The following is a 23,331-nucleotide window of genomic DNA, read 5'->3' on the forward strand; positions in this document are numbered from 1 at the left end:
ATTGTGTCGTCCCACTTAACGATCGTGCCGCGATCCGTCCTTGATCGTCTCCTCCGGCAGAGCCAGCCTGGAAGGACTATGGGACTCGAAGAACACCTTCCCAGCGGCTTCCTGCTCACGACCGTCGAGACGATGGCCGGCTGGGCGCGTAAGTCGTCGATGTGGCCGATGACCTTCGGCCTCGCTTGCTGCGGCATGGAACTCATGGCCGTCGGCGACCCGCGCCACGACTTCTCGCGGTTCGGCATGGAACGCGCCTCGGCAACACCCCGCCAGGCCGACCTGATGATCGTCGCGGGCCGGGTGAGCCAGAAGATGGCGCCGGTGCTGCGGCAGCTGTACGACCAGATGACCGAGCCGAAGTGGGTCATCGCGATGGGCGTGTGCGCCTCGTCCGGCGGAATGTTCAACAACTACGCCGTCGTGCAGGGCGTCGATCACATCGTGCCTGTGGACGTCTACCTGCCCGGCTGCCCACCTCGCCCGGAGATGCTGCTCGACGCCATCGTCAAGCTGCACGACAAGGTGGAGAACAGCAAGCTGGGCGCGCACCGCCGCGCCGAGGTACAGATGGAGGAACGAGCCGTCCTCACAGGACTTCCGCTGGTCAACGAGCGCTCCGCCGCAGAGTGAACAGCGGGCCGCCGCTTCGGGGCCTGGTATTCCAATGACCGCATCCTTGGCGGCGACAGGTTCTTCGCGAGAACCGGCGGCGAACACCCGGGTGCACGGGACGGAGTTCGACGGCGGCGCCGGGTCGGCCGGGCAGAGGTCAAGCCAGATCTGGCCGAGGGAACGCCGGGCACCTGACCGATCAGCGGACCGCGGCGGCGGATATGTAGGGAGCGTGCGGCCGGTCGATGAGGGGCACCGCCTCATCGAGGCGCGGGGGCGCGCCCGGATCTCGGGTCACCGGTATCCGGGATGCCCCGGCCGCCGTCTTCCGCCGATCGGCAGTCCATCTGGCGCCGGGCTGACCATGGCGCTTTCCAGCGCCGAGCGTCCGGGCGGGCTGCACCCGGAGATTCCAGCGAGCGCGTAGCCGGCGCATAGAGCTCGCGTATACCGGCCACCGCGGTGTCGATCTTCTCGCGGGCGGTGCCGTCGGTGGGCAGGGCGCGGAGGTGACCCAGGATTCCGCGCAGGTGGTCGACCGCGTCGGCCTCGTGCGGGCGCTGCCGGGTGATGGCCCGATGCGCTCGTAGCGGTGGGTAGAGCTTGTCCACGTCAGCGACGGACCGCTCGAACCCTTCCATCGCCCCTGGGTCACCCTGGAGGGCCCGGGGCAAGAAGGCGAGTGCCGCAGTTGAGCGGCGCCGCAGGACGTCTCCGGAACGAAACGGCAGCACGAACCAGGCGGACGCGACACCGATGAACGCTCCGGCGACGACGGCCGCCATCCGGGTCCAGAGCAGGGACATCGCGGACTGCCCGAAATACCCGTACAGCAGGGCCAGGGCCGCCGTGATCCCACCGGCCCAGTACGCGTAGCTCTTGGGACGCGACCAGACGGCGACACCCAGCACGACGAAGATGAGCGCGACGGACCACCGGTTCCCCGGACCGAACACTCCTGCCAAGAGGGTGGCCAGAAGGGTGCCACCGGCTGCTCCGATCGTGCGCAGAAAGCCTCTGTACAACGCGTCTCCCTGTCCGCGGGCGCCGTTGCACACGATGAACGCGGTAAGGACGGCCCAAGACCAGTGGCCGGGGAAGAGCACGTGGCTTGCGGTGAACGCGGCGGCCAGGGCGACCGCCATCTGGGCGGCCATCCGTCCACTGACCGGGCTCCGTCGCGCCGGTCCCTTCATGCTGGCAGGTCTGGTCGTGGCCACGCGGTCGGCGATCAGTTGGAACGCCGTCACCCAGAGCCACGCGATCAGTGCCATGACCGGCACCCACACGACGTCTCCCGCTGTTTGCATGTGTGGGACGACGAGAAGGGCCACGGCCGGGAGCGTCATCAGCGTGCCCGCGCGCGCGAAATGGCGCCCGAACCTGCGGATCCAGATGGCGGACGTGACGAGCAGCACGAAGGCGGCGTCGCCCACCACGCGGTGGTCGGACATGAGCGTCCCCACCAAGGTCGCGGCAAGGGAGACGAGGGGCATGACGACGCAGGCGGTGAGCCTGTCAGCCAGGGGCATGCCCTGCTGGGCTCCCGCGAGCATCAGTGACAGCACGACCGCCTGTATGACGACGTTGGCCCCTAGGTGGGCAGGCTGTTCCAGCGCAAGCGCCGAACCGAAGGCGGCGAGCACAGCCGCCATGGTGACGACGACCGGCGGAACCGACCGGACCCGCGCTCGGACGAAAGCCACGATCGCCTCCTCCTACTACTAAGTGATAGCTTAGCAATATGGAGCGGGTACCAACGGAGGTCGTGACGGAGATCCGGCACGGGATCATGCGGGTGTCGCGCCGGATGCGCACGGCCAGGGCCCCCGAAGCGCTGAGCTCGAACAAACTCACCGTGCTCGGCCACCTGCACCGGAACGGTCCCAGTACGGCGGGCGAGGTCGCCGGGGCGGAAGGGCAGCGCCCGCAGTCCCTGACGCGTGTGTTCGCTGAACTGGAGGCCGAGGGACTGATCTCCCGAGCCCGCGCCGACCGGGACAGGCGCCAGATCGTGCTGGCCATCACCGAGCAGGGTGTTGACGCGTTGCGGCGCGACGTCGCCGAGCGCGACGCCTGGCTGGCGGGAGCCCTCGCCGGCCTGTCGGAGACCGAACTCGATCTCCTGCGGGTCGCCGCCCGCCTCATGGAACGCCTGGGTGAATAGTTCGCGCTTACGTAATGATTTCCAAGGTAGGGAGACGCGCATGCGCTGGCCCGATCACGCCAACGGCCGCGTGGGGGTAGCGAGCGGACCCGGCGCCGGTGTCCGGGCCCGCTGCGCGAGCGGTGGGCGTTCCGGCCCTATTTGAGGCCCGAGTGGGCCAGGCCCTCGACGAACTGGCGCTGGGCGATGACGAAGACGGCCAGGACCGGCAGCACGGTCATGGTGGCGGCGGCCAGTTGGGTGTTCCACATCTCGGCCCCGTAGGAGTCGGTGAACCGGGTGAGCGCCTGCGGGAGTGTGAACAGGTCCGGCGAGGTGAGGTAGACGGTGGGTTCCAGGTACAGGTTCCAGGAGGTGAGGAAGGTCAGGATCGCGACCGCGGACAACGCCGGTTTGGCCAGCGGCAGGAAGATCCGCCACCAGAGCGCGAGGCGGCCGAGGCCGTCCAGCCGGCCCGCCTCCTCCAGTTCGGCCGGAAGGGCGATGAAGAACTGCCGCATCATGAAGGTGGCCAGGACGCACGGTCCGGCCAGCGCGGTGACCAGGATCAGCGGCCAGTGCGTGTTGATCATCCCGGCGCGTTTGAACATCTGGAACAGCGGCACGATCGTCACCTCACTGGGCACCAGCAGGCCGACCAGGACCACCAGGAACAGGGCGTTCGCGCCGGGGAAGCGGATCCGGGCGAACGCGTATCCCGCGAGGCTGGAGACCAGCAGGGTGATCAGGGTGACCAGGACGGCGATGTAGACGCTGTTCAGGTACTGCCGGGCGAAAGGCTGGAAACCGAACGCCTCGGAGTACGCGGACAGGGTCGGGTCGCTGGTCCACAGTGACGGCGGGGATTTGAAGATCTCGGGCAGCGGTTTCACCGAGGTCGCCACCATCCAGACCGTCGGCACCACGAACGGAATGGCCAGGACACCGAGCGCGGTCAGCAGGGCCACCCGCCTCAGGACGGGGGAAGGCGGCTTACTCCTCATGGAACACCCACTTACGACGCAACTGCCACTGCACCAGCGTCAGCAGCATGACGAAGGACAGCAGCAGCAGTGCCAGCGTTGAGCCGTAACCGATGTGGTTGAACTCGAAGGCCTGCTGGAAGACGTAGTAGACGAGCACCGTCGTGCTCAACTCCGGGCCGCCGCTGGTCAGTACGGCGATCTGCGCGAACGACTGCAATGCCCCGACGATGGTGATGATCGCGGTCAGCAGCACCATGGGGGAGATGAGCGGCAGGGTGATCCGGGTGAAGATCACCCTGCTTCCCGCGCCGTCGAGGCGGGCGGCTTCGTACAGTTGCGCCGGCACGCCCTGCAGGGCGGCCAGGAAGAGCACCATGTTGACGCCGACGCTGCGGACCACCTGGGTGACGATCACCGACACCATCGCGGTGTCGCCGCGCTGGAGCCAATTCGGGCCGTCGATGCCGACCACGCCGAGAACCCCGTTGATACCGCCGTTGTCCTGGAGCAGGAAACCCCAGACCAGGGTCCAGGCGACCACGGAGACGACGACCGGGGAGAAGAACAGGGTGCGAAAGAAGGTCGCGCCGCGGAACCGCCGGTTCAGCAGTACGGCGAGCAGCAGGCCCAGGCCGATGTTCAGGACCACGACCCCGCCGCCGAAGACGGCGGTCGCCCGCAGTGTCGTGGGGAGTTGCGGATCGTCGGCCAGGGCCTTGTAGTTGTCGAGTCCGACGAAGGTCTGCTCGCCGGAGAAAACGTTCCAGTCGTTCAGGCTGTACCAGATCGCCAGCCCGACAGGGATCAGCACGAACAGCACGACCCCGACGAGCTGCGGAGTGATGAACAGGTAGCCCGCGAGCACGTCTCGGCGCCGGCTCGTCCAGAACGGCGCCTTGGAGGTGTTCCGGGCCGTGGCCGGCGTCCGGGAGGCGTCCGGTGCCCTCGCTCTGGTCTTCGTGAGGCCGACCATGGTCACTTGGCCAGGAGCGGTTGGATCGCGGAGCAGACCGACTTCAGTACGGCGGGGACGTCCGCGTCGGCCTTCCACATCGCGTCCAGCGAGGTCTTGCCTTTCTGGGCGATCTCGGCCGGGTTGGTGTGGTTGGGCAGGGTGACGGCGTTCGGCAGCTGGTCGACCACGGCCTCCTGGAGTTGCGTGGCGGTCAGGACCTTGTTGCCGGCGGCGAGCTTCGCGCCGGTGAGCATCGACTTGCGCGGCGGCGGGAAGAACTGCGCCAGCTTCTCGGAGTTCGTCGGGTTCGTCAGGTAGGCGAGGAAGTCGGTGGCCTGGGTCTTGTGCTTGCCCGCGGCGAGAACCCCCATGCCGGCCTGGCCGATGACGGAGTACTTACCGGCCGGGCCTGCCGGCAGCGGGTACAGCGCGTACTTGAACTTGCCGGTGAGCAGCGAGGAGCGGGAGACCTGGGCCACGGTGAAGGCGGAGTCACCGGCGAAGAAGTCGGCCGTCGTCCCGGGGCCGGGCATGGCCTGGGTCTTGAACACGGCGTCGTGCAGGAAGGTGAACGCCTTCTGCATCTGGGGGCTGGTGAAGGTGCAGGTCTTGCCGTCCGGGCTCCAGGCGGACGCGCCGAAGCCGGTCCACACGGTGGCCAGCATGTTCCACGACTTGTAGTCGAAGTCCCGGATGACGAAGCCTGCCTTGCCGGTGTCCGCGCGGACGGCCGCGCCGGCGGCGGCGACCCGGTCCCAGGTCAGGTTCTTCGGGTCGATCTTCTGGTCGGCCTTCGCCAGCAGGTCGGTGTTGACGTACAGCGCGTACGGAGAGGTGGAGAACGGGTAGGCGTACAGCGTGCCGTCCCGGCTGAACTCCTTGGTCGCGCTGGCCTCCAGGTCGTCGTACCGCCAGCCGGGGGTCGCCTTCAGCTTGCCGGTCAGGCCGACCAGCGCGTCGGATGCCATCAGGTCCCTCGACAGGTCGCCCATCCAGGCCAGGTCGGGAGCGTTGCCGCCGGCGATCTGGGTGGTGAGGGTGGTGTTGTAGTCCTCGAAGGGCAGGCTCTCGAAGGTGATCGAGGAGACCTCGGGGTGCTCGGCCCGGTAGGCGTCGGCGATCGAGCCGAACAGCTTGAGCTGGTCCTGGTTCGAGGTCCAGACCGTCATCCTCAGCTTGACGTTCCTGGCGTCGGAACCCCCGGACCCATCGGTGGGCGAGCCGCAGGCCGCCGTCAGTGTCAGGGCGCTCGTCAGCGCGAGAGCGCCGACGAGCCTTCTCGTTCTGTTCATGGTGTGCGTCTTCCGTGGTCTCGGCGCGTGCTGCGCCTGCGGGGTGGGCTAGTAGCCGGCGATCTGCGGCCAGTGGAGTTCGATCCCGACCGCGGTCAACCTGCCCTGGAGCCGGTCGACGAGGTGATCGTCGGTCGCGATCTGCCGTGGGCTCAGGCCGAGTTCGAGGCAGTACGCGACCAGCTCCCCGGCCGATTCACCGACGTTCCATTCGACCGGGTGCAGCCGGTAGGCGCCGTTGGTGATGTGGGTGGTGCCGATGTTCTTGGCGGCCGGAACCAGGTTCTGGGTGGCCACCGGGACCAGTGCGCCGAGCGGTATCTCGAACGGTGCGCATTCGACGTCGATGTAGTTGTCGCCGCCGGTGGAGGGATGCAGGTCGATCCGGTACATCCCGACGCCGACCGAGCCGTCGAACCGGGCTGGTCCGGCGTCGCCGCGGGCCTTGACCGAGATGTCCTGCTCGCGCACGGTGGTGAGGGCCCTGATCCGGCGGGACTCGCGGATGTACGGGGCCTGCGCGAACCCGTCGGCGGTGCCGACCAGGTCGCCGCGCAGCCGCAGTCCGGGCCAGCCGCGGCCGCCGTCGGGGCGGGGCGCCTCGGTCTGCAGCCAGTGCACGTAGGCACGGGACTGTGCCTTCGCCGCGTCCAGGTGAAGCCGCCGGTCGTCGGTGTCGATGATCGAGCCGCCCACGTAGTCCAGCTGCGGCCAGTTGGCCAGCACGATGTCGCTGTCGTAGAAGCCGTCGGCGAAGTTCTGGCGGGCGGCGATTCGCCGGAACTGCCACAGGTCCCGGTCTCCGGCGTCGAACCGGGGGTCCCCGGTGGCGTCGGCGGCCGGGTTGACGTTCATCGTGCGGTCCTCCGGCACGAGGGTCCGGGGGTTCGGCGCGGTGAAGGACAGCATCGGCGCGCCCCAGAAGGGCAGCTCGAAGGAGCGCCAGTGGTCGTAGTCGTCCGGCCGGGCGATGGTGTGGTCGCCGGCGACGTGGTCGAAGACGAAGCACCACGCGATCGACTGCACGTTGCCCGGGTCGGCGGCCTCGGGGGCGCTCGGCTCACCGGTGTCGGACCGTGCCTCGGCGCCGACGACGTACTCGGTCCCGGTCAGCGGCAGCAGGTCGCCGGTCTCGGTCCCGTCCAGGACGTACTCGGCGGTGATCACGGTCTCGGCCCGGGTCCGCGGGTCCGCGACGGTGACGGTACGGACCACCGCGTCGCGCACCTCGGCCTCGACGGGCACCGCGGGCTGCAGGACGGTGAGCCGCCCCGCCGACCGGTACGGCGCGAGCAGGGCGGTGAGCACCGCGTGGGCCACCCGCGGTTCGTGACACAGCCTGCTCACCCGGCCACGGCCCGGATTGAGCGCCGGGTCGGCGCGCGCGGCGGCCGTCAGCGGATAGTGGTCACGGTAGTAGCGGCGGATGTCCTCGCGCACCGCACGGTAGCGCGCGGTGACGCCGAACTGCTCCACCCAGATGTGCTCGTCGGGCGGCACGGCCTGCGAGGTGAGCTGTCCGCCGAGCCAGGCGTACTCCTCGGTCAGCACCACGCGGCGGCCCCGTTGCAGCAGCGCCAGGGCGGCGGCGACTGAGCCGAGGCCACCGCCGATGATCGCCACCTCGGTCGTGATCCGGCCGGTCATGACGGCGTGTCCGTTCGTGCGACGATCGTGTCCCCCGGCTCGACCTCGGCCACCAGCAACCGCTCACGGTCCAGCCCGGCCCACTTCTGCGGGGCCGTGTTGATCAGTAGCTGGAGGAGATCGAGGGCCTCGGCCGCCAGCTGTGGTCTGGGCACGTGGAAGCCGGCCAGCGCCCGGCCCTCCACGCGGTGGCCGCGCACTTCACCGAGCGCGGCGAGCGAGACCTCGTCCGGTACGGCGACCCCGGCACCGGACAGCGCGTGCGCGACGTCCTCCGCCAGGAACGCGTCCTCCGCGATGATCAAGGTCGCGCCGGTCGCGCGCGCCAGTCGGGGCAGGTCGGCGATCCTCTCCTCACCGACCAGCAGGAAGGCCAGCCGGCCCGCCGCGGAGGCGCCCTCGACGGCATCGCGCCGGTCCCGCGCGGTCGGCGTGTCCCGGCCACGGTGGACATACAGCGCCTGCTGGTGCCCGCCGGCCGCCGCCTGATCGATCAGCACCGTGGTCGGAGTGGTGTAGTCGATGGCCACGTACGGCACCTTGGCGGCGGTCTCGTCCCGGCGGCCGATCGCGACGAACGGGAACTGCTCGGCGACCAGCCGCTCCAGCTCGGACGCGACCATCTGCTGACCGAGCAGGACGCAGCCGTCGGTCAGCCGCAACCGGGTCTTGCGGTGGAAGAGGCGGCGCGTGCCGTTCTCCACCGGAGAGGAGGTGAAGAACAGCAGGTCCCACCCGATCTGCTCGGCCGCCCGCTCGATCCCGTTCAGCAGCGGACCGTAGAAGTCCATGCTCTCGGGGGACAACGCGGCCTCGTACGTGAAGACGCCGATGATCTGGTTGTCCAAGCCGGCGAGCCGGCGGGCCGCGGGGTCCGCGACGTAGGAGAGCTGCTCGATGGCCTGCCTGACCCGCGCCCGGGTGGCCTCGGGGACCCGCACGTTCGAGCCGTCGCGGTCGTTCAACACCACCGACACCGTGGTCTGACTGACGCCCGCCAGCTCCGCGATCTCGCGTTGCGTGACACGGCGAGGTCTCGGCGACATCGCTCCTCCATCGTGAGTGACCATCCTGATAATGCCTACCTTCAGCTCTGGGTGATGACCGTATTTCACGAGGATCGTCAGGGCAAGTACCTGTTGACACCAAAGTAGCGGCCTGGAAACGTGTCGTTCACCGAGCTGCAGATAGGCATTATCAGGGTCGGCGTCACCGAACGCCGGACAGGAGCAGACGATGACCTCCGAAGCCTTCTCCCGAGCCACGCTCAACCGCCGCGCCTTCCTCGGCGCGGCTCTCGCCGCCGGTGTCGTCCTCGTCGCCGAGCCGACCCCGATCGCCGCTCACGCCGCGGCCGGCGACGTCTCCCTGACCGGCGGCGGCATCAGCCTGCTGGCCAGTGCGGGCGGCAGGCTCGCCATCCGTGACGGCGCCGGCGTCACGCGGTCCGCCGGGTCGAAGTTCCAGGTCAAAGACAGCGTCACCGGAATCCATGTGTCCACCGGCGGCACCCCGACCCTGAGCGCGCTCCCGGACGGAACACCGGCGATCCGCATGGACTACACCTTCGACGCCGCCGCCGGACCGACCGCCGTCACCGGCTGGTTCAGCGTCGGCACCTCCCACGCCGTGCTGGAGTGGCGCGTCACCGGAGCGGACACGCTGGTCCCGGACGGCTTCCTGTTCAGCAGGGCGATCCAGGCACCGGCCGCGCCCGACGACTACGTCCCGATCACCGAATGGGTGCGTGACGCGGGCGGCGGCATCCCCTACGAGGACACCCTCTGCGTCGCCCACACCTCCACCTGGTCGGCCTCCCTGCACGGCCTGTTCCTGCTCGACCGGTCCCGCCAGGCCTGGACGAACGCGACCTGGGTCCACGCGCCGGGCGTGGCCGACGCGCGCGGCGGCTGGACCAGCCGGGCCGACTTCTTCTTCTCCGAGACCCGGCCGTCCGCCACCGCCACCATCGGCCGGGGCCGTGAACTCGGCCTCGAACTCACCACGAACCGCGACTTCAACCTGTACGAGTCGGCCGGTGAACAGATGGAACTCACCGCTCTGGTGGCCAACGGCGGCAGCGCGGCCTCATCAGTCGACCTGAAGCTGTGGGTGCGCGACTTCGACGGGGCGCAGCTGGCCGCCAAGACCGTCACCGGCAGCGTCGATGCGGCCGGCACCTGGCAGCACACCTTCACCCTGGCCGCCCCGACGGGCGGGATCGCCCTGGCCGAAGTGGTTGTCAGCTCCGGTGACGACCAGGCGTTCGCCCGCACCAACCTCGCGGTACTGCCGCCCTACGACTACCAGGCGGGCACGGCCGGCATGTTCGGCGTCGCCAACTACCCCTGGCTGCAACGGCCGAGCGCCACCGCCCTCCTGGACTTGTGGCAGAGGGCAGGCATCGGCCTGGTCCGGATCGCCTACGACGGCGGCCCCGGACTGCCGCCCGCCGACTTCGACGCCCGCGGCATGCGCCACAACATCGAACTCCAGCCGTCCCTGGAGGCGACCGACACCGAAGCCGCCACCTGGGCCGCGGACAAACTGGCGGTGGCGGTCGCCGCCGGGGCCGAGTACTTCGAGATCGGAAACGAGCTCAACAGACCGTTCAACACGGGCGACGCCGCGCAGGCCTACCTGGACAAGGCACTGCGGCCGGTCTTCGACCGGCGGGCAGCCACCGGCGGCACCGTCAAACTGATGAACAACGGATTGGCCGGCATGGACAAGCCATGGGTGGAGAACTTCATCGCGGCCGGCGGCTGGGACCTGATCGACGCCTTCGCCTACCACCCGGGACGCGGCAACTTCACCCCGGACTACATACCGCCGGGCGACGACTGGACCACCGACGGCGACGGAGCCTACTGGAACTTCTACGGCGGCCTGCGGCAGTTGAAGGCGCTGATGGCCGAGCACGGCGAGAAGGAGATCTGGCTGACCGAGGCGTACGCGCCGACCAAGCCCAACAGCTGGTGGCACGACACCTACCGGCACGCCGCGGAGAACGTGCTCCTCACCCTCGCCCTGGCCAAGGCCGAGGGGATCCGGGGCGTGTGCTGGTACCAGTTCCACGACAGCGTGCTCGGCATGCCCCAGATCGCCGACCCGGACAACGTCGAGTACCACTACGGCCTGATGAACCGCGACCTCAGCCCGAAGCCCTCACTCCTGGCCTACGCGACCGCGGCCCGCACACTCGACCAGGCCACCTTCCGTGACTGGCTGACCTTTGCCGACCCACAGACCTTCGGCCTGTGGTTCGACACACCCGACGGCCCCGCGGTCATCCTGTGGAACCGCGCCGACGGCTACCTGCTGAACACCGCCGGCCCACGCACCGACTGGCACTTCCCAGCCCCCGAGATGTGGACCGACCCCTGGCCGACCAAGACCCCGCTCGCGGTCGCCGCCACGACCGCAGTACGGCAGGTGAACGCGATCGGACAGGTCACCCAGATCCCGGTCACCAACGGCAGCGCGACGCTGACGCTCGACGGCGCGCCCCGGATCTACTACGGCCTCCTCCCGCACAGCGACAGCGCGGGCCACCACAGCCTGCCGGCGCCCGCCTGAGACACCAGGTCCGAGCCCGACATGAAACGACCAAGGAGCAGCAACACCGTGCCCGCCACCACCGCCACCACTCCCTGGTGGCGCACTGCCGTCATCTACCAGGTCTACATCCGCAGCTTCGCCGACGGCGACGGCGACGGCGTCGGTGACATCGCCGGCATCCGCTCCCGCCTGCCGTACCTCGAGTCCCTCGGCGTGGACGCCCTCTGGATCAACCCGTGGTACAAGTCGCCGATGGCCGACCACGGTTACGACGTGGCCGACTACCGCGAGATCGACCCGCTGTTCGGCACGGTCGCCGAGGCGGAGCGACTCATCGAGGAGGCGCACGCGCACGGGATCCGCATCATCGCGGACATCGTCCCCAACCACTCCTCCGACCGACACGTCTGGTTCCAGGACGCGCTGGACGCGGGCCCCGGCAGCCCCGAACGCGCGCGCTACATCTTCCGCCCCGGCCTCGGCCCCGAGGGCGCCCTGCCGCCCAACGACTGGGAGTCCCGCTTCGGCGGCCCGGCCTGGACCCGGGTGCCCGACGGCGAGTGGTACCTGCACCTCTTCACCCCCCAGCAGCCAGACCTCAACTGGCAACACCCTGACGTCCACACCGAGTTCGAGTCCGTCTTGCGCTTCTGGTTCGACCGCGGAGTGGACGGCTTCCGCGTCGATGTGGCCCACGGTCTCGTCAAGGACCCCGAGCTGCCGGACCTGGCCGACCGCGAAGGCGGCGTGCACCCCTTCTGGGACCGCGACGAGGTCCACGACATCTACCGCGCCTGGCGCAAGGTGGCCGACGAGTACCCCGGCGACCGCTGCTTCGTCGCCGAGGCATGGACGGACACCCCGGAACGGCTCGCCGCCTACGTCCGTGAGGACGGCCTGCACACCGCCTTCAACTTCGACTTCCTCATGACCGAGTGGGACGCGAAGGGCCTGCGCGCCGTCATCGATGACACCCTCACGACACTCGGCGCGGTCGGCGCCCCGGCCACCTGGGTCATGTCCAACCACGACGTCATGCGCCACGCCAGCCGCTACGGCCGCGTGGCCGCGAAGAAGTGGGTGGCCAACGAGTCCTACGTTCCCGCCGGCCCCGCCGACCTCGAACTGGGCACCCGGCGTGCCCGCGCAGCAGCCCTGCTCACTCTCGCCCTGCCCGGCGGCGCCTACATCTACCAGGGCGAGGAACTGGGCCTGCCCGAGGTGGAGGACCTGCCCGAACACGTCCTCCAGGACCCCGTCTGGGAACGCTCCGGCCACACCGAGCGCGGCCGCGACGGCTGCCGAGTTCCGATCCCCTGGTCCGGACGGACCTCACCGTACGGGTTCAGCCCACAGGCCACCACCGCGCCCTGGCTGCCACAACCCGCCGACTGGGCGCCGCGCACCGTGGAAGCCCAGAGCGGCGACCCGGACTCCGTACTGGAGCTCTACCGCGCCGCCCTCTGCCTGCGCCGCGACCATCCCGTCCTCGGAGACTCCACCTTGACCTGGCTGGACGACACTCCCGCCGGAGTTCTCGCCTTCCACCGCAAACCCGGCTTCATCTTCGTCGTCAACTTCTCGACCGAGCCGTACCACCTGCCGGAACACACCTCGATCCTGCTGGCCAGCGGCCCCGTCGAAGCCAGCCGACTGGCCCAGGACCAGGCGGCCTGGCTTACCGTGTAGCAGGCCACACCCGAGAACCCCAGGGCCTGTCCCGTCTCACGCCCCGCTATCCGGACAGGCCCTGGAGCGCCCTGATGCTGGGCATGCGCCACGCCGCCGCCGGAGGCGCGCTACTGCTGGTCTTGATGCGGTCAAGAGAACCTCCAGCCAAACGGCGTGGTTCACTTGTGCCTACCTTTCTTGTGTTTGGGTGCCCTCTTAGCTGGTTTCAATGTCCTTTTCGGGGGCGGTTCTTGGCGCTCGACGGCTGACTTCTTCTCCGTGGGCGTTCCCGGAGGCGCGCCGCCTGCCGGAGGCGCCGATGTGGACGCCGTCGGGACCGGGGCAGTTTCGCCCCCAGCAGAGGCGACCGCCAATCCGATCGCTCCCGCGATCACGACCGCAGTGGCCGAGGCTCCTGCGGCGATCCCGTAGAACTTCAAGGAACGGGTTCTCGACACGGGGGACGGCAGGTCGACGACAGGCAGCCGGGTCGTGGAGGTGACGGCCGCGTCCGGGGCGGGGCGGTCTGCACGCCAGGACTGTTCAGCGAACCAGGCGGCTACCTCGGCGGCCGTGGGGCGCTGTTCGGGCCGCTTGCTCAGCAGCCGCATCAGATAGTCCTCGAACGGGCCTGGCAGTCCCGGACACCAGTTCCGGGGCGGCACGGGTGCGGCGTCCACGTGCTGGAACACGACGGCGGCGGCGTTATCACCTTGGAACGGCGGCCGACCGGTCAGCAACTCGTACAGGACACAGCCGAGAGAGTACACATCGGAGGCGGCGCAGGCAGGCCTGCCCAGGCCCCGCTCGGGCGCCAGGTAGGTACTGGTGCCGATCACCTGACCGGTCATGGTGAGAGACGCCGAAGCCTCGCCGGTGAACCGCGCGATGCCGAAGTCGGCGATCTTCACGGTGCCGTCGGCGGCCAGCAGCAGGTTTCCCGGCTTGATGTCGCGGTGCACGACGCCCTGACGATGCGCGGCGGAAAGCCCCGCCGCCGCCTGCGCGGCGATGTCGGCGACACGCGACGGCGTCATGGCACCACGCAGGGGCCCTGCGTGGGCGAGGCTGTGTCCCTGGACGTGCTCCATCACCAGGAAGAGCCGGCCCTCATGGGTACCGAAGTCGTACACCGCCACAACGTGCGGATCACTGAGACGGGCTGCGGTCTGCGCCTCCAACAGGAACCGCTCGCGTGCCTGTGAGTCCGGCGCGGCCGTCAGCAGCAGCTTGACCGCGACCGTCCGATCCAGGTTCTGGTCGGTGGCGCGCCAGACCTCGCCCATCCCTCCCTGGCCGATCGGCTCGTCCAGTCGATATCGACCCGCTACCAGCACTCGTCCTCGATCCCTTGTCCCCGATGGCCACGCCCGTTGAAATGCGCAACTATCAAAGAACAGCGCTCAATCCAAGCGGAACATCACATCAAGCCCCCATCCCGGCGTGGAGTCGATCCCAGCCCGCAGCAGAAGAGCCGTTGATGGAGGTGCAGGCGCCTGTGTGGAACGGTCGAAGTCCGCCGCGATCACCGTATACGCGAGGCGCGTCCTCTCCCAGGAGTCGCACCGCGTGTGCGCTGAGCGGGATGTCCGCCGTCCCCGGTCCCTACCGGGGACGGCGCTCAATCCCGAGTTCGCCCTGATGCGCTGGCGCTTTCCCACTGTTCGCACCGCTGTGGTGCCGATCGTGGTGCCGAGCGCGTAAGCCAGTCCACGCACCGTCGCGAAAAGAGCGGTGCGTGCGAGCCGGTGGCGCGTGCTGCGCTCTGGCCTTCGGTCCTCGACGCTGGCTCGGTGGTCGGCGCGATGGATCGACGGCGCGGGCGGTGGCAAAGGTCGACCTGCCTTCCTCGACGGCGTAATCCACTTCTCCCTGACCCGGGAGGTGGCGGCTGCCCGGTGTGCGCTGCGCGGACGGTTGGCGCCGAACAGTGGACGGATCCTAAAGCAGTGTGCACTCACCAGATAGATGTCCTATGGCGCCTCACTCAAAATTCAAAGGACGAACTCGCTATCCCAGAGTGGCGCGACACGCGCGCTCATCGCGAACCAGGAGGGCCACATGATCATGCGAGCGGCGCGAATGCCGAAGAGAAGGTTCGCCGCGGTCACCGTCGCGGCATTGGCGATGTTGCTGTCGACGATCGCCGTCGCGCCGAGCGCGTCCGCCGACCCCTACATCGGCCCCGGGGGAGAGCCGAAGGTCGACGGCATCGAGGGTCCTTGGAGGTGGATGGACCGGCCGCGCGGCGAGGAGTCGAGGGACTACCTGCCCTCATGCGCCAAGTTCTACGTCTGCCTGTACGTGCTCTCGAACCAGACGAGCACGAGAAACTACTGGTACGTCTTCCGGCTGTACGACGAGAAGTCCTACGGCGTCCACAACTTCAACTACGACAGCAAGTACCAGTGGATCATCAACAACCAGACGGGCGGCGTGGACGCGCTGACGTTCGACGGGGGTGCGGTCGGGAGCATTATCGCGTGTTACCCGGCTCCCGCCTCGGCGCCCGACCTCTCGCGGAATTTCAAATCCGCCAACTGGTACCCCGTCTGGTCCGTGGATACGAGCTACAAGTATTGCTAGCTCCCTGACCAGATGCAGGAATTGCGCGATGGTGCGGTGGTCCGCCGAGCGGGCCACCGCGCCCTGCGTTCCGCCACCAGGTCGACAGAGCCGTGGTCTACGTGGGCATGACCACGATCGCCGCGGCACTGATCGGCCTGCTGGCGTTCGGTGGCATGCTCGCACTGCCCTCCACGAGGACCACGGCACTGGCCCGTGGCTGCGGCTGCGGAGGACGGCATTTGTAGCCGGCGGGCTGTCCTCTGACCGGACACCGGAGGGCCGCCGGCGAGCTGTGCGGCCCACCCGCGGGCTTCTTGTCGCTGCGGCTCACACCGTTCCCCTCAGCCCTGCTGCACCGCGTACTGCGCGATGCCATTGCCGAACGACCAGTTCTCCGGCAGTACCTCCACAAGATTGATGAACACGTCTTCGGGGCGCACGCCGGGGTTCGCCTGCAAGAGGTCGACGATGCGCAGGTAGAGCGCCTTCTTCTGGGCGAGGCTGCGCGTGTTGTTGGCGGTGATCCGGATGATGACCACCTCGTCGCTCCGTTCGACGCCGTAGTAGGTGGGGCTGACGCTGAAGGTGCTGCTGTCGTGCTCGGTGATCGTCATGAAGCGGTCGTCTTCCGGCACGTCGAAGGTCTCACGCATGGCGTGGTAGACGCCTTCGAAGAGTGCTTGGTGGTACTCGGCGGACTTGCCGCGCCGCAACGACACTTGGACCAAGGGCATGGTCTGACTCCGTTCCTCGGGATGGTTCGCAACGTAGCCAGCACTTGATCATTCAAAAAAGTCATCTTAGGATATTTCAGTCATTAAATATTCCAATGATCGGCGTGACGATGAAGATGCTCGCCCTGGACGCTGTGCAGGCCTTCGTGCTGACCGCCGAGATGAAGAGCTTCACGCGCGCGGCGGAGGCGATGGACTCCACGCAGTCCGCCGTGAGCTTGAAGATCAAGCGGCTGGAGGACGCCTTGGGCCGCCGCCTGCTGGACCGTACGCCCCGCCTGGTCCGCCTGTCGCAAGACGGCGCCGCCTTCCTCGGCCCCGCACGTGAACTGCTGGCCGCCCACGCGGGCGCGCTGGGCTCGTTCGGCGTCCAGCGGCAACGCCTGTCGATCGGCATGAGCCACCACGTCGTCGGCGCCGAACTGCCCCACCTCCTGCGCCAGATAGGGCGAGCAGAGCCAGACCTGACGCTGGAGGTGAGAATCGCCAGTTCATGGGAGCTCCTTGACCTGTTCGACAGCGGTGCGCTGGACGCGGCCATCGTGCTGCGCCACGAGGGCCGTCGTACCGACGGTGAAGTCCTGATGGAGGAGCCCTTTGGCTGGATGGCCTCATCCGACTTCGAACACCGCTCCGGCGAGCCTCTGCGCCTCGCCCTGCTGGCCGAGTCATGCCATGTGCACGAGATGGCGGTGACCGCGCTGAACGAAGCGGGCATCGCCTGGCAAGAGGTGTTCGTGGGCGGCGGCATCGCGGCCATCGGTGCGGCCGCGGCAGCAGGTTTGGCCGTGGCGGCGCTCAGCCCGCGCGTGGCCCCACCCGGCACCATGGACATGGGCGAATCGCTCGGCCTCCCCCCGCTGCCCGCCCGCAGCGTCGTCCTGCAATCACGCCCGTCCGAGCCGGCCGCTCGCAGGGCGCTGCGCACCTTCGCCTCCGCCCTGCGCGCCCAGCGGCACTCTTTTTGATCTACAATGTAAAGGTATCGGCTGGGTGAGCAGCTTCGCCTCCGAAGGAAACTGTCATCCTCGGCGCCCCAGATTGCTAACCGAATCAGCTTCCGCGATTTCCTCGTGGTGGCTGCGATGGCCGGCGCCGGGCTGGGCGGCCCCACGCTTCCGCCATTGCGTCCACCGGGGGAGTGCCTTCCGGGCCACGCTTACCTGACACCGCTGGTGCCCTCTAGGGATCGATGAAAGGACTGGCACGCAACGGCCCGACTAGGTTGAGCGCATGACAAGCCTGGATCATCCCCAACTCTCCGGGTTGGGGCGGAACCCGTCCTCTCCTCATGATGTCCTGGTACGTCTGGCTGCACATAGGGCTGGCCGACACGGGATATCGCAGCGCCGTGGGCGGCTGGAGGACGCCGTTGTCGATGCTCTGCTGAAGCACGACGACGGCGACACCGCGGTTGGCCTTCACGGGGACCGGATCTCCCCGGAGATGCGCCGAAGGATTGCCGAGCATCCCGATCCGGCGATCCGCAACGCGTTCACAGACTTTGTCCGCCACATGGTTGACCGCAAGGTGCCGATTGGCATCGACGACCTTGAGGAAGCCTATGGCCAGCCTCGGACGATGCTTGCCAGTGCGCCGAGTCCGAGCCTGCGTGCCGCGGTCGCACGAGCCTGGTACGACCGGCCTCTCGCCATGCAGGTGGAACTACTCGCTGATCCGGATCCGCAGGTCCGTGCAGCGGCCACCGAGCGCAAAATTCCGGGTGTCCCGCCTGAGTGCAGGGAGCGGTGCCTAGCCGACCCTGCAGTGCGCATTAACGTGGCGCGCTACGTCCCACTCACATCAGAGCAGTTTGCGCGGCTCATGCGGCGCGAGGAGGCGGAGCTCCAGCAGGCTGTCGCCGGTAACCCTCATCTATCGGCAGAGATGGTTGCCCAGCTCCTGGGCATCGATGACCCGCTCGTGCGGGTCGCGGCTGCGCAGAGTCGGCATGTGGACGCCGAAACCCGGGACCGACTGTATGCGCTCGTAGAAGCCGAACGCGCGGACGGAAGCATCGAGGCGAAAGTAGCTCTGAGCTGGAACTTCGTCGAACCTGACTGGCTGCGCGAAGCGCCTCTCGATGAGCGGATGACCTACCTGGACTGCCAGCACACAACATTTCGGCGCGTTCTGGCCTCCTGTCACGACCTACCTGAAGAGGCATGGCGTCGGCTGGACAACGACCCGGAACTCGCAGTCCGCCGTGCTGCCGCCCGTCGGCCAGGCACGCCACCAGAGGTCCTGGAAAGACTGGTCCGCGCCCACGGCGACGTATTGCACATCCGACCGCTACTCGTCGACCACCCCAATTTCCCTCGCGAGGTGCTGCGCACGTTCGTCGACGAGCCAAGCCCGGACGTGCGCTACCTCACCTTGCAAGACCCGGAACTACCCCTGCCATGCCTTCAGCAGCTCGCCGGCGCTTCCGAGCCCTTCCTGCGCCGGGGGGTCGCCCGTCACCCCAACATCACTGACGTGTTGCTGGAGCATTTGCTCGGCGACCCAGACCCTGAGCTAGCCGACGACGCCGCTGCCAACTCTGCGCTACGGCCGACCCAGATGTATCGGATCCTTACCGCTGCCGGCTTGTGACCTCCGGGAAGTTCGGGCTGAACTGCGGAAACGTCGATCGGGCAACCGGGCAGAATTGGATCGTTCCGTACGGTCAGCGCCTCACGTAGTGATCTGCCGATCGATCACGATCACGGGAAAGACCGATGGTCGGCACACGGGTCGTTGGCCCCTACCTGGAACTGGGCACAGACCAACGAGATGGAAATCCCCACTAGGCCCTGGGGCCGCCGCGCACCAGCTCATCTACTGCCAGCTCAACACCACGCTGAACCCAGCCGGATACACCCTTTGGCCGGGCCCGGCGGCAGGGCCGCGTCTCCCGCTACGGGGGGAGCCGGTGGCCGTGGCGCACGCGCTGAACCGTGGGACGCGGGTCGGCGGCATGGTTCGGTCGGTTGCCGAGTCAGGGCGTGAGCAGGGCGGTGGGCTGGCCCATCAGGGTGACGACGGCCTCGCCGATCGCCGCGGCGAGCTGCGGGGCGTGCTCGGCGGGAAGTGCGCCCGCGTTGATCCGCAGGTGGCGTTGGTGGCCGGGGGACAGGTAGAAGGGCTGCCCGGCTGCCAGTAGGAACCCTCGCTGCGCCGTGGCTTCGACCACCCGGTCGGCGTCACAACCGTCTGGGAGCGTGACCCAGACGTGCAAACCGTCAGTGTCGTACTCGGGGACGAAAAGGCCGATCTGCTGGGAGGCGCTGGCCTGCCGGAGGGCCTCGCGGACGGCGGCCCGGCGGTGCGCGTACTCGGTGCGCGCCTCCGTGAGAAGTTCGTCGAGGCGGGGGTCGGTGAGCGTCGCCGCGAGTACGCGCTGGGACGTCCGGGACGTCCATCCGTCGGCGAAGGACTTGGCCAGCGTGAGCGGATGGCGGATCGGCTGCTTGGCGAGGGCCACCGCCAGCCGCATGTCAGGAGCGATGGACTTGGAGAATGAGCGAAGGTACACGACGCGGTCCCGTAGCCGGGGATCGGTGTACAGCGACCCTGGTCGCAGGGTCGCGGCCTCGGCGAACTGGTCGTCCTCGATGATCCAGACGTCGGGATGTGGCGCGAGGGCGTCTGCCAGCGCGCGTCGGCGTTGCGCCGTCCAGCAGCAGCCGGTCGGGCTCTGGGCGCGCGGGGTGAAAAGCACGGCCGAGACGCCCGCGTCGATGGCACCGAGTAGCCCCTCGACGGTGACCCCCGCCTCGTCCAGCGGCATGGGGACGAGCCCCAGTCCTTGGAATTCGAGGGTGTCCATGGCGGTCTGGTAACCGGGCTCCTCGACGCCCACAAGGACGGTCTCGCCGGGGGAGCGACGTTGGAGCAGCATGGCGAGCAGGGCCAGGAACTGCTGCGTGGAACTGGCGATGAGCAGGTCGTCGGCATCGGTCTCGATGCCGTCGTGGGCGAGCCGTTTGGCGAGCGCAGCGGCCAGTTCCGGCTCGGTGCTCAGCGTCGCCGGATACTCCAGGTCCCGAGCCTGCAACCGGGCGGCGACGTCCCGGTAGGCGCGCTTGACGACGGTCAGCGGCAGCAGTCGCGGGTCCGGCCCGCCGCGCGTGAGGTCGCGCGCGTTCGGATGGCTGCGCTGCAGTCGTGCCTCGGTCTGGGCGAGAACCTGGCGCCGCCATGCCCTGCCACCGCGGGCGGGCATCGGGGGTTCGCCTCCGCGGGGGGGCGGTGCCGTCCGCGGGAGGTCGGCGGCCTCGCTGACGAAGGTGCCGCGGCCGGCCTCCCCGTGCACCAGGCCGAGCTCTCCGAGCCGGGCGTAGACGCTCATGACGGTCGTGACGCTGAGGCCCAGGTCGGTGGCGAGTTGCCGGACGGACGGCAAGCGCTCGCCGGGGCCCAGTTCGCCCGTCCGGATCGCCTCGGACATCTCGTGTGCCACTCGTTCGTAGAGCGGACGCCCGTTGCCCGAGGAGTCGCGCAAGGTCATTATCCGTCGTTGCACCTCAAGCATCACGCATACATTTTACCAGTACGTCTTGCGGCGTTGGAGTGCCCCCAGAGAGCGGGTGGGCCTCTGCCTCCGCTGGGAAGCCCCCCGTGGCATGGCGTTCTGGGGCCTGCGTGCTTCTTTGGGAAGGTCTGTCGGGCACAGAGATGCGGCCGGACCGAGCACCACAGCCTCCGTCAACTGTACCCCTAACGTATTGACTGTGTTACGCGAGCGTGACACTGTGACGTCCGTCCTCAGCGCCGTACCGTCTGGTCCGGCATGGCCTGACGCGCTCGCCGTTCCGGCAGTGCGTGCCGGTACGGCGACCGTCCGCAGTACAGGAAGGCGCCGCGCGTGATCTCCCATCTGACCGCCACCGGTGACATCGTTCTCACCAGGTCCCTGGCCGAGGTGCCCGCTGATCCCGGCTTCACCGCACTTCAGGAGGTGCTCGGAGCATCGTCCTGCGTGCTGTCGAGCGTGGAACTGCCCTTCTCCGACCGGGGTCACCCTTCCGACCGGATCCTCAACTTCCGGGCGCGTCCCGAACTCGTCCACGAGCTGGCCGCCTTCAACCTGAGGGTGGCGACACTCGCCAACAACCACAGTTCTGACTACGGCTGGGACGCCCTGGACGACACCGTGCGGAGACTGCGCTCGGTGGGAGTGACGGCGATCGGTGCGGGAGAGGATCTCGCGGCCGCCGAGGAGGCCGTCGTCCTGGATATCGCCGGCCGCCGCGTAGGGATCCTCGCCTGGTCCTGCCTGCTGCCGCTGGGAGCCGCGGCCGGCCCGTCCAAGCCGGGCATCTCTCCCGTGCACGTGGAGACCGAGTGGGTCGTGAACGGCGAGTTCCAGCTGGAGGAACCGGGCGTGCCCCCGGTCATCCGGACTCGGGTACGCGCGGCCGACCACGAGCGGGTCATCGGCCGCGTCCGGGAACTGCGGGAGCGCGTCGACGTCGTGGTGGTCACCGTGCACTGGGGCTTCGGGTTCGGCAGCGCGCGCGCCGAGTACCAGCGGGTGTTCGGACACGCGCTCGTGGACGCGGGGGCCGACCTCGTCCTCGGCCATCACGTGCACGCCCCGCAGGGGGTGGAGGTGTACCGGGATCGGGTCATCGTGTACAGCCCGGGCAACTTCGTGGCCCAGCAGCCGAGGGAGAACATCACCCCGGAGATCGAGGAGATCTACGACGCGTTCAGCCGGGACGCCTTCATCACGGTCGTCGACCTGGCCGGCGGAGACGTCCCGCAGGTGTCACTGGTGCCGATCATGACGGCCGAGCACGGGCTCCCCGTCCTGGCGGATCCGGAGAACGCCCGCCGTATCGCGGACCGGCTGGCCGTCGAATCGGCGGATCTCGACACCGTCGTCGCGTTCGACGGCGCTCGCGTGATCGTCACCGGCTGAATCCCGTCGGCCGTGCCCGCCGGTGCAACGCCCCGCGGGCACGGCCTCCCCGTCCGCCGCGGCCAGGTGTTCCGGAGTAAGCGTACTGATTGTTATGCATACATCCTCTAGACACCAAGATGACAGCCGTGTACGTTCGCAGAACCGCCGGGCGCAGGACCCGGTGGACGAAGGACCGTGTCGGTGAACGGGCCGACAGAACGGAGCCTGTTATGCGTCTCGGAACAGGGCCGCTGAACCGCCGTCGTTTCCTCGTCGCCGCGAGCCTGGCATCGGCTCTCGCGCTCACCGGATGCGGGACCGGAGACCAGCGGGGAGGCGGAGACGAGAAGTCGGTGGCGCTCGTCACCCCGCAGAAGGCCGGGGACGGAGGGCCGACCGACAACCTGATCGCCGGTCTGAACACGCTGAAGGCGGCCGGCTACACCACCCGCCACGTGGCCGCGCCCGACCCCTCCTCGCACGAGTCGACGCTGCGCAGCCTGGCCCAGTCGGGGACGCCGGTGATCGTCGTGTCGTTCTCGGACTTCACGCAGGTACTCAAGACCGTGGCGCCCGACTTCCCCAAGACCAGGTTCGTGCACATCTACTCCGACCCGTACAAGCCCGAGCTGCCGAACGTCCAGACGGTCTCGTTCGACACGCAGGGCCCCTCGTACCTGGCCGGGGTGCTGGCCGCCACCGTGTCGAAGACGGGCGTCGTGGGGTTCATCGGCGGAACCGCGATCCCCTCGCTGAACGCCGACTACCACGCCTTCGAGGCGGGGGCGAAGGCCACCCGCGCCGGCATCGCCGTCAAGAGCGCGTTCGTCGGGTCGTTCGGCGACCCGGTGAAGGGCCAGCAGATCGCCCAGACCATGTTCAACAACAAGGTCGACGTGGTCCTCGCCTACGCGGGCGGCTCCTCGGTCGGCGTCGTGAAGGCCGCCGACCAGGCCAAGACCTTCGTCATCTACGACAACGCGGAGAGCGCCCAGACCGCTACCAGCGTGATCGCGGTCGCGTCGCAGCACTACGGCGCGACCATGGCCAAGCGGGTGCTCACCATCGCCGACGGGACCTGGAAGCCCGGTGGCAGCGAAGCGGGCCTCGCCGACGACGGCACCTTCCTGGAACGCGCCAAGATGTTCCGGCCCGGCGCCGGGGCCCTGGACCTGGACTCGGCGTTCCAGAAGGTCGGCGAGACCAAGCAGAAGATCGTCGACGGTTCCGTCGACGTGCCCGTCAACACCGGCAACGTGTGAGCGG

General features: G+C 68.7%; 18 protein-coding genes. 9 read left to right on the forward strand and 9 right to left on the reverse strand.

Annotated features, from left to right (window positions below):
• Nucleotides 1-78 precede the first annotated feature (78 nt).
• On the forward strand, nucleotides 79-633 hold the full coding sequence (locus AB0C87_RS09740) for an NADH-quinone oxidoreductase subunit NuoB (RefSeq protein ID WP_353833650.1): 555 nt from the start codon (nucleotides 79-81) through the stop codon (nucleotides 631-633).
• Nucleotides 634-875: 242 nt separating this feature from the next.
• Here the strand turns inward: AB0C87_RS09740 and AB0C87_RS09745 are convergent, their stop codons facing one another.
• Entirely contained in the window at nucleotides 876-2,321 is a 1,446-nt protein-coding gene (locus AB0C87_RS09745; protein WP_360577104.1) for an FUSC family protein, read from the reverse strand.
• Nucleotides 2,322-2,359: 38 nt separating this feature from the next.
• On the opposite strand from AB0C87_RS09745, the gene AB0C87_RS09750 reads away from it, so the two are divergent.
• Nucleotides 2,360-2,782: a MarR family transcriptional regulator gene (locus AB0C87_RS09750; protein ID WP_353833648.1), complete on the forward strand. Its 423-nt coding sequence runs from the start codon at nucleotides 2,360-2,362 to the stop codon at nucleotides 2,780-2,782.
• Nucleotides 2,783-2,919: 137 nt separating this feature from the next.
• Here the strand turns inward: AB0C87_RS09750 and AB0C87_RS09755 are convergent, their stop codons facing one another.
• The 5 genes from AB0C87_RS09755 to AB0C87_RS09775 are packed head-to-tail and all read right to left on the reverse strand — an operon-like array spanning nucleotide 2,920 to nucleotide 8,687.
• Complete coding sequence (locus AB0C87_RS09755; protein WP_360577105.1) at nucleotides 2,920-3,765, reverse strand: carbohydrate ABC transporter permease; 846 nt, start codon at nucleotides 3,763-3,765, stop codon at nucleotides 2,920-2,922.
• Complete coding sequence (locus tag AB0C87_RS09760; protein ID WP_345174188.1) at nucleotides 3,755-4,720, reverse strand: sugar ABC transporter permease; 966 nt, start codon at nucleotides 4,718-4,720, stop codon at nucleotides 3,755-3,757. The genes AB0C87_RS09755 and AB0C87_RS09760 overlap by 11 nt, the downstream gene beginning before the upstream one ends.
• Before the next feature lie 2 nt (nucleotides 4,721-4,722).
• The gene (locus tag AB0C87_RS09765) at nucleotides 4,723-5,994 is read right to left on the reverse strand and encodes a sugar ABC transporter substrate-binding protein (protein WP_360577106.1); all 1,272 of its coding nucleotides are present in this window, start codon (nucleotides 5,992-5,994) and stop codon (nucleotides 4,723-4,725) included.
• Nucleotides 5,995-6,042: 48 nt separating this feature from the next.
• On the reverse strand, nucleotides 6,043-7,641 hold the full coding sequence (locus AB0C87_RS09770; protein ID WP_353833645.1) for an FAD-dependent oxidoreductase: 1,599 nt from the start codon (nucleotides 7,639-7,641) through the stop codon (nucleotides 6,043-6,045).
• Nucleotides 7,638-8,687: a LacI family DNA-binding transcriptional regulator gene (locus AB0C87_RS09775; protein ID WP_345174078.1), complete on the reverse strand. Its 1,050-nt coding sequence runs from the start codon at nucleotides 8,685-8,687 to the stop codon at nucleotides 7,638-7,640. Before AB0C87_RS09775 ends, AB0C87_RS09770 begins: the two co-directional genes overlap by 4 nt.
• 190 nt (nucleotides 8,688-8,877) lie before the next feature.
• On the opposite strand from AB0C87_RS09775, the gene AB0C87_RS09780 reads away from it, so the two are divergent.
• The gene (locus tag AB0C87_RS09780) at nucleotides 8,878-11,220 is read left to right on the forward strand and encodes a hypothetical protein (RefSeq protein WP_360577107.1); all 2,343 of its coding nucleotides are present in this window, start codon (nucleotides 8,878-8,880) and stop codon (nucleotides 11,218-11,220) included.
• A 21-nt stretch (nucleotides 11,221-11,241) separates the two neighbouring features.
• Nucleotides 11,242-12,891 carry an alpha-amylase family glycosyl hydrolase gene (locus AB0C87_RS09785; RefSeq protein ID WP_360577108.1) on the forward strand — a complete coding sequence of 550 codons (1,650 nt, stop codon included), beginning with the start codon at nucleotides 11,242-11,244 and terminating at the stop codon, nucleotides 12,889-12,891.
• Nucleotides 12,892-13,052: 161 nt separating this feature from the next.
• On the opposite strand, the gene AB0C87_RS09790 is transcribed toward AB0C87_RS09785, so the two are convergent.
• Nucleotides 13,053-14,210: a serine/threonine-protein kinase gene (locus AB0C87_RS09790; protein ID WP_360577109.1), complete on the reverse strand. Its 1,158-nt coding sequence runs from the start codon at nucleotides 14,208-14,210 to the stop codon at nucleotides 13,053-13,055.
• A gap of 724 nt (nucleotides 14,211-14,934) precedes the next feature.
• Here AB0C87_RS09790 and AB0C87_RS09795 point away from each other — a divergent pair.
• Nucleotides 14,935-15,459, forward strand: coding sequence for a hypothetical protein (locus AB0C87_RS09795; protein ID WP_353833641.1), 525 nt, complete (start codon nucleotides 14,935-14,937; stop codon nucleotides 15,457-15,459).
• Nucleotides 15,460-15,782: 323 nt separating this feature from the next.
• Here AB0C87_RS09795 and AB0C87_RS09800 read toward each other — a convergent pair whose 3' ends face one another.
• Entirely contained in the window at nucleotides 15,783-16,175 is a 393-nt protein-coding gene (locus AB0C87_RS09800) for a tautomerase family protein (protein ID WP_345174071.1), read from the reverse strand.
• A 95-nt stretch (nucleotides 16,176-16,270) separates the two neighbouring features.
• Here AB0C87_RS09800 and AB0C87_RS09805 point away from each other — a divergent pair, with 95 nt between their 5' ends.
• Complete coding sequence (locus AB0C87_RS09805; RefSeq protein ID WP_360577110.1) at nucleotides 16,271-17,143, forward strand: LysR substrate-binding domain-containing protein; 873 nt, start codon at nucleotides 16,271-16,273, stop codon at nucleotides 17,141-17,143.
• Between the two features lie 265 nt (nucleotides 17,144-17,408).
• Nucleotides 17,409-18,770 carry a hypothetical protein gene (locus AB0C87_RS09810; protein WP_360577111.1) on the forward strand — a complete coding sequence of 454 codons (1,362 nt, stop codon included), beginning with the start codon at nucleotides 17,409-17,411 and terminating at the stop codon, nucleotides 18,768-18,770.
• Between the two features lie 385 nt (nucleotides 18,771-19,155).
• Here AB0C87_RS09810 and AB0C87_RS09815 read toward each other — a convergent pair whose 3' ends face one another.
• Entirely contained in the window at nucleotides 19,156-20,691 is a 1,536-nt protein-coding gene (locus AB0C87_RS09815) for a PLP-dependent aminotransferase family protein (protein WP_360577145.1), read from the reverse strand.
• Nucleotides 20,692-21,024: 333 nt separating this feature from the next.
• Between AB0C87_RS09815 and AB0C87_RS09820 the strand changes: the two genes are divergently transcribed.
• Both AB0C87_RS09820 and AB0C87_RS09825 read left to right on the forward strand, forming a co-directional pair.
• Complete coding sequence (locus tag AB0C87_RS09820) at nucleotides 21,025-22,083, forward strand: CapA family protein (protein ID WP_345174066.1); 1,059 nt, start codon at nucleotides 21,025-21,027, stop codon at nucleotides 22,081-22,083.
• Nucleotides 22,084-22,295: 212 nt separating this feature from the next.
• Entirely contained in the window at nucleotides 22,296-23,327 is a 1,032-nt protein-coding gene (locus tag AB0C87_RS09825) for a BMP family ABC transporter substrate-binding protein (RefSeq protein WP_345174064.1), read from the forward strand.
• Nucleotides 23,328-23,331 lie beyond the last annotated feature (4 nt).

Source organism: Actinomadura sp. NPDC048021 (assembly GCF_040653135.1).
GTDB lineage: Bacteria > Actinomycetota > Actinomycetes > Streptosporangiales > Streptosporangiaceae > Spirillospora > Spirillospora verrucosospora.

Excerpts from the sequence above, each read along its gene's own strand:
- AB0C87_RS09770 (WP_353833645.1), bottom strand. The coding sequence starts at position 7,641 with ATGACCGGCCGGATCACGACCGAGGTGGCGATCATCGGCGGTGGCCTC.
- AB0C87_RS09775 (WP_345174078.1), bottom strand. The coding sequence starts at position 8,687 with ATGTCGCCGAGACCTCGCCGTGTCACGCAACGCGAGATCGCGGAGCTG.
- AB0C87_RS09780 (WP_360577107.1), top strand. The coding sequence starts at position 8,878 with ATGACCTCCGAAGCCTTCTCCCGAGCCACGCTCAACCGCCGCGCCTTC.
- AB0C87_RS09805 (WP_360577110.1), top strand. The coding sequence starts at position 16,271 with ATGATCGGCGTGACGATGAAGATGCTCGCCCTGGACGCTGTGCAGGCC.
- AB0C87_RS09750 (WP_353833648.1), top strand. The coding sequence starts at position 2,360 with ATGGAGCGGGTACCAACGGAGGTCGTGACGGAGATCCGGCACGGGATC.
- AB0C87_RS09810 (WP_360577111.1), top strand. The coding sequence starts at position 17,409 with ATGACAAGCCTGGATCATCCCCAACTCTCCGGGTTGGGGCGGAACCCG.
- AB0C87_RS09800 (WP_345174071.1), bottom strand. The coding sequence starts at position 16,175 with ATGCCCTTGGTCCAAGTGTCGTTGCGGCGCGGCAAGTCCGCCGAGTAC.
- AB0C87_RS09760 (WP_345174188.1), bottom strand. The coding sequence starts at position 4,720 with ATGGTCGGCCTCACGAAGACCAGAGCGAGGGCACCGGACGCCTCCCGG.
- AB0C87_RS09765 (WP_360577106.1), bottom strand. The coding sequence starts at position 5,994 with ATGAACAGAACGAGAAGGCTCGTCGGCGCTCTCGCGCTGACGAGCGCC.
- AB0C87_RS09825 (WP_345174064.1), top strand. The coding sequence starts at position 22,296 with ATGCGTCTCGGAACAGGGCCGCTGAACCGCCGTCGTTTCCTCGTCGCC.
- AB0C87_RS09815 (WP_360577145.1), bottom strand. The coding sequence starts at position 20,691 with ATGCTTGAGGTGCAACGACGGATAATGACCTTGCGCGACTCCTCGGGC.
- AB0C87_RS09755 (WP_360577105.1), bottom strand. The coding sequence starts at position 3,765 with ATGAGGAGTAAGCCGCCTTCCCCCGTCCTGAGGCGGGTGGCCCTGCTG.
- AB0C87_RS09795 (WP_353833641.1), top strand. The coding sequence starts at position 14,935 with ATGATCATGCGAGCGGCGCGAATGCCGAAGAGAAGGTTCGCCGCGGTC.
- AB0C87_RS09740 (WP_353833650.1), top strand. The coding sequence starts at position 79 with ATGGGACTCGAAGAACACCTTCCCAGCGGCTTCCTGCTCACGACCGTC.
- AB0C87_RS09785 (WP_360577108.1), top strand. The coding sequence starts at position 11,242 with ATGAAACGACCAAGGAGCAGCAACACCGTGCCCGCCACCACCGCCACC.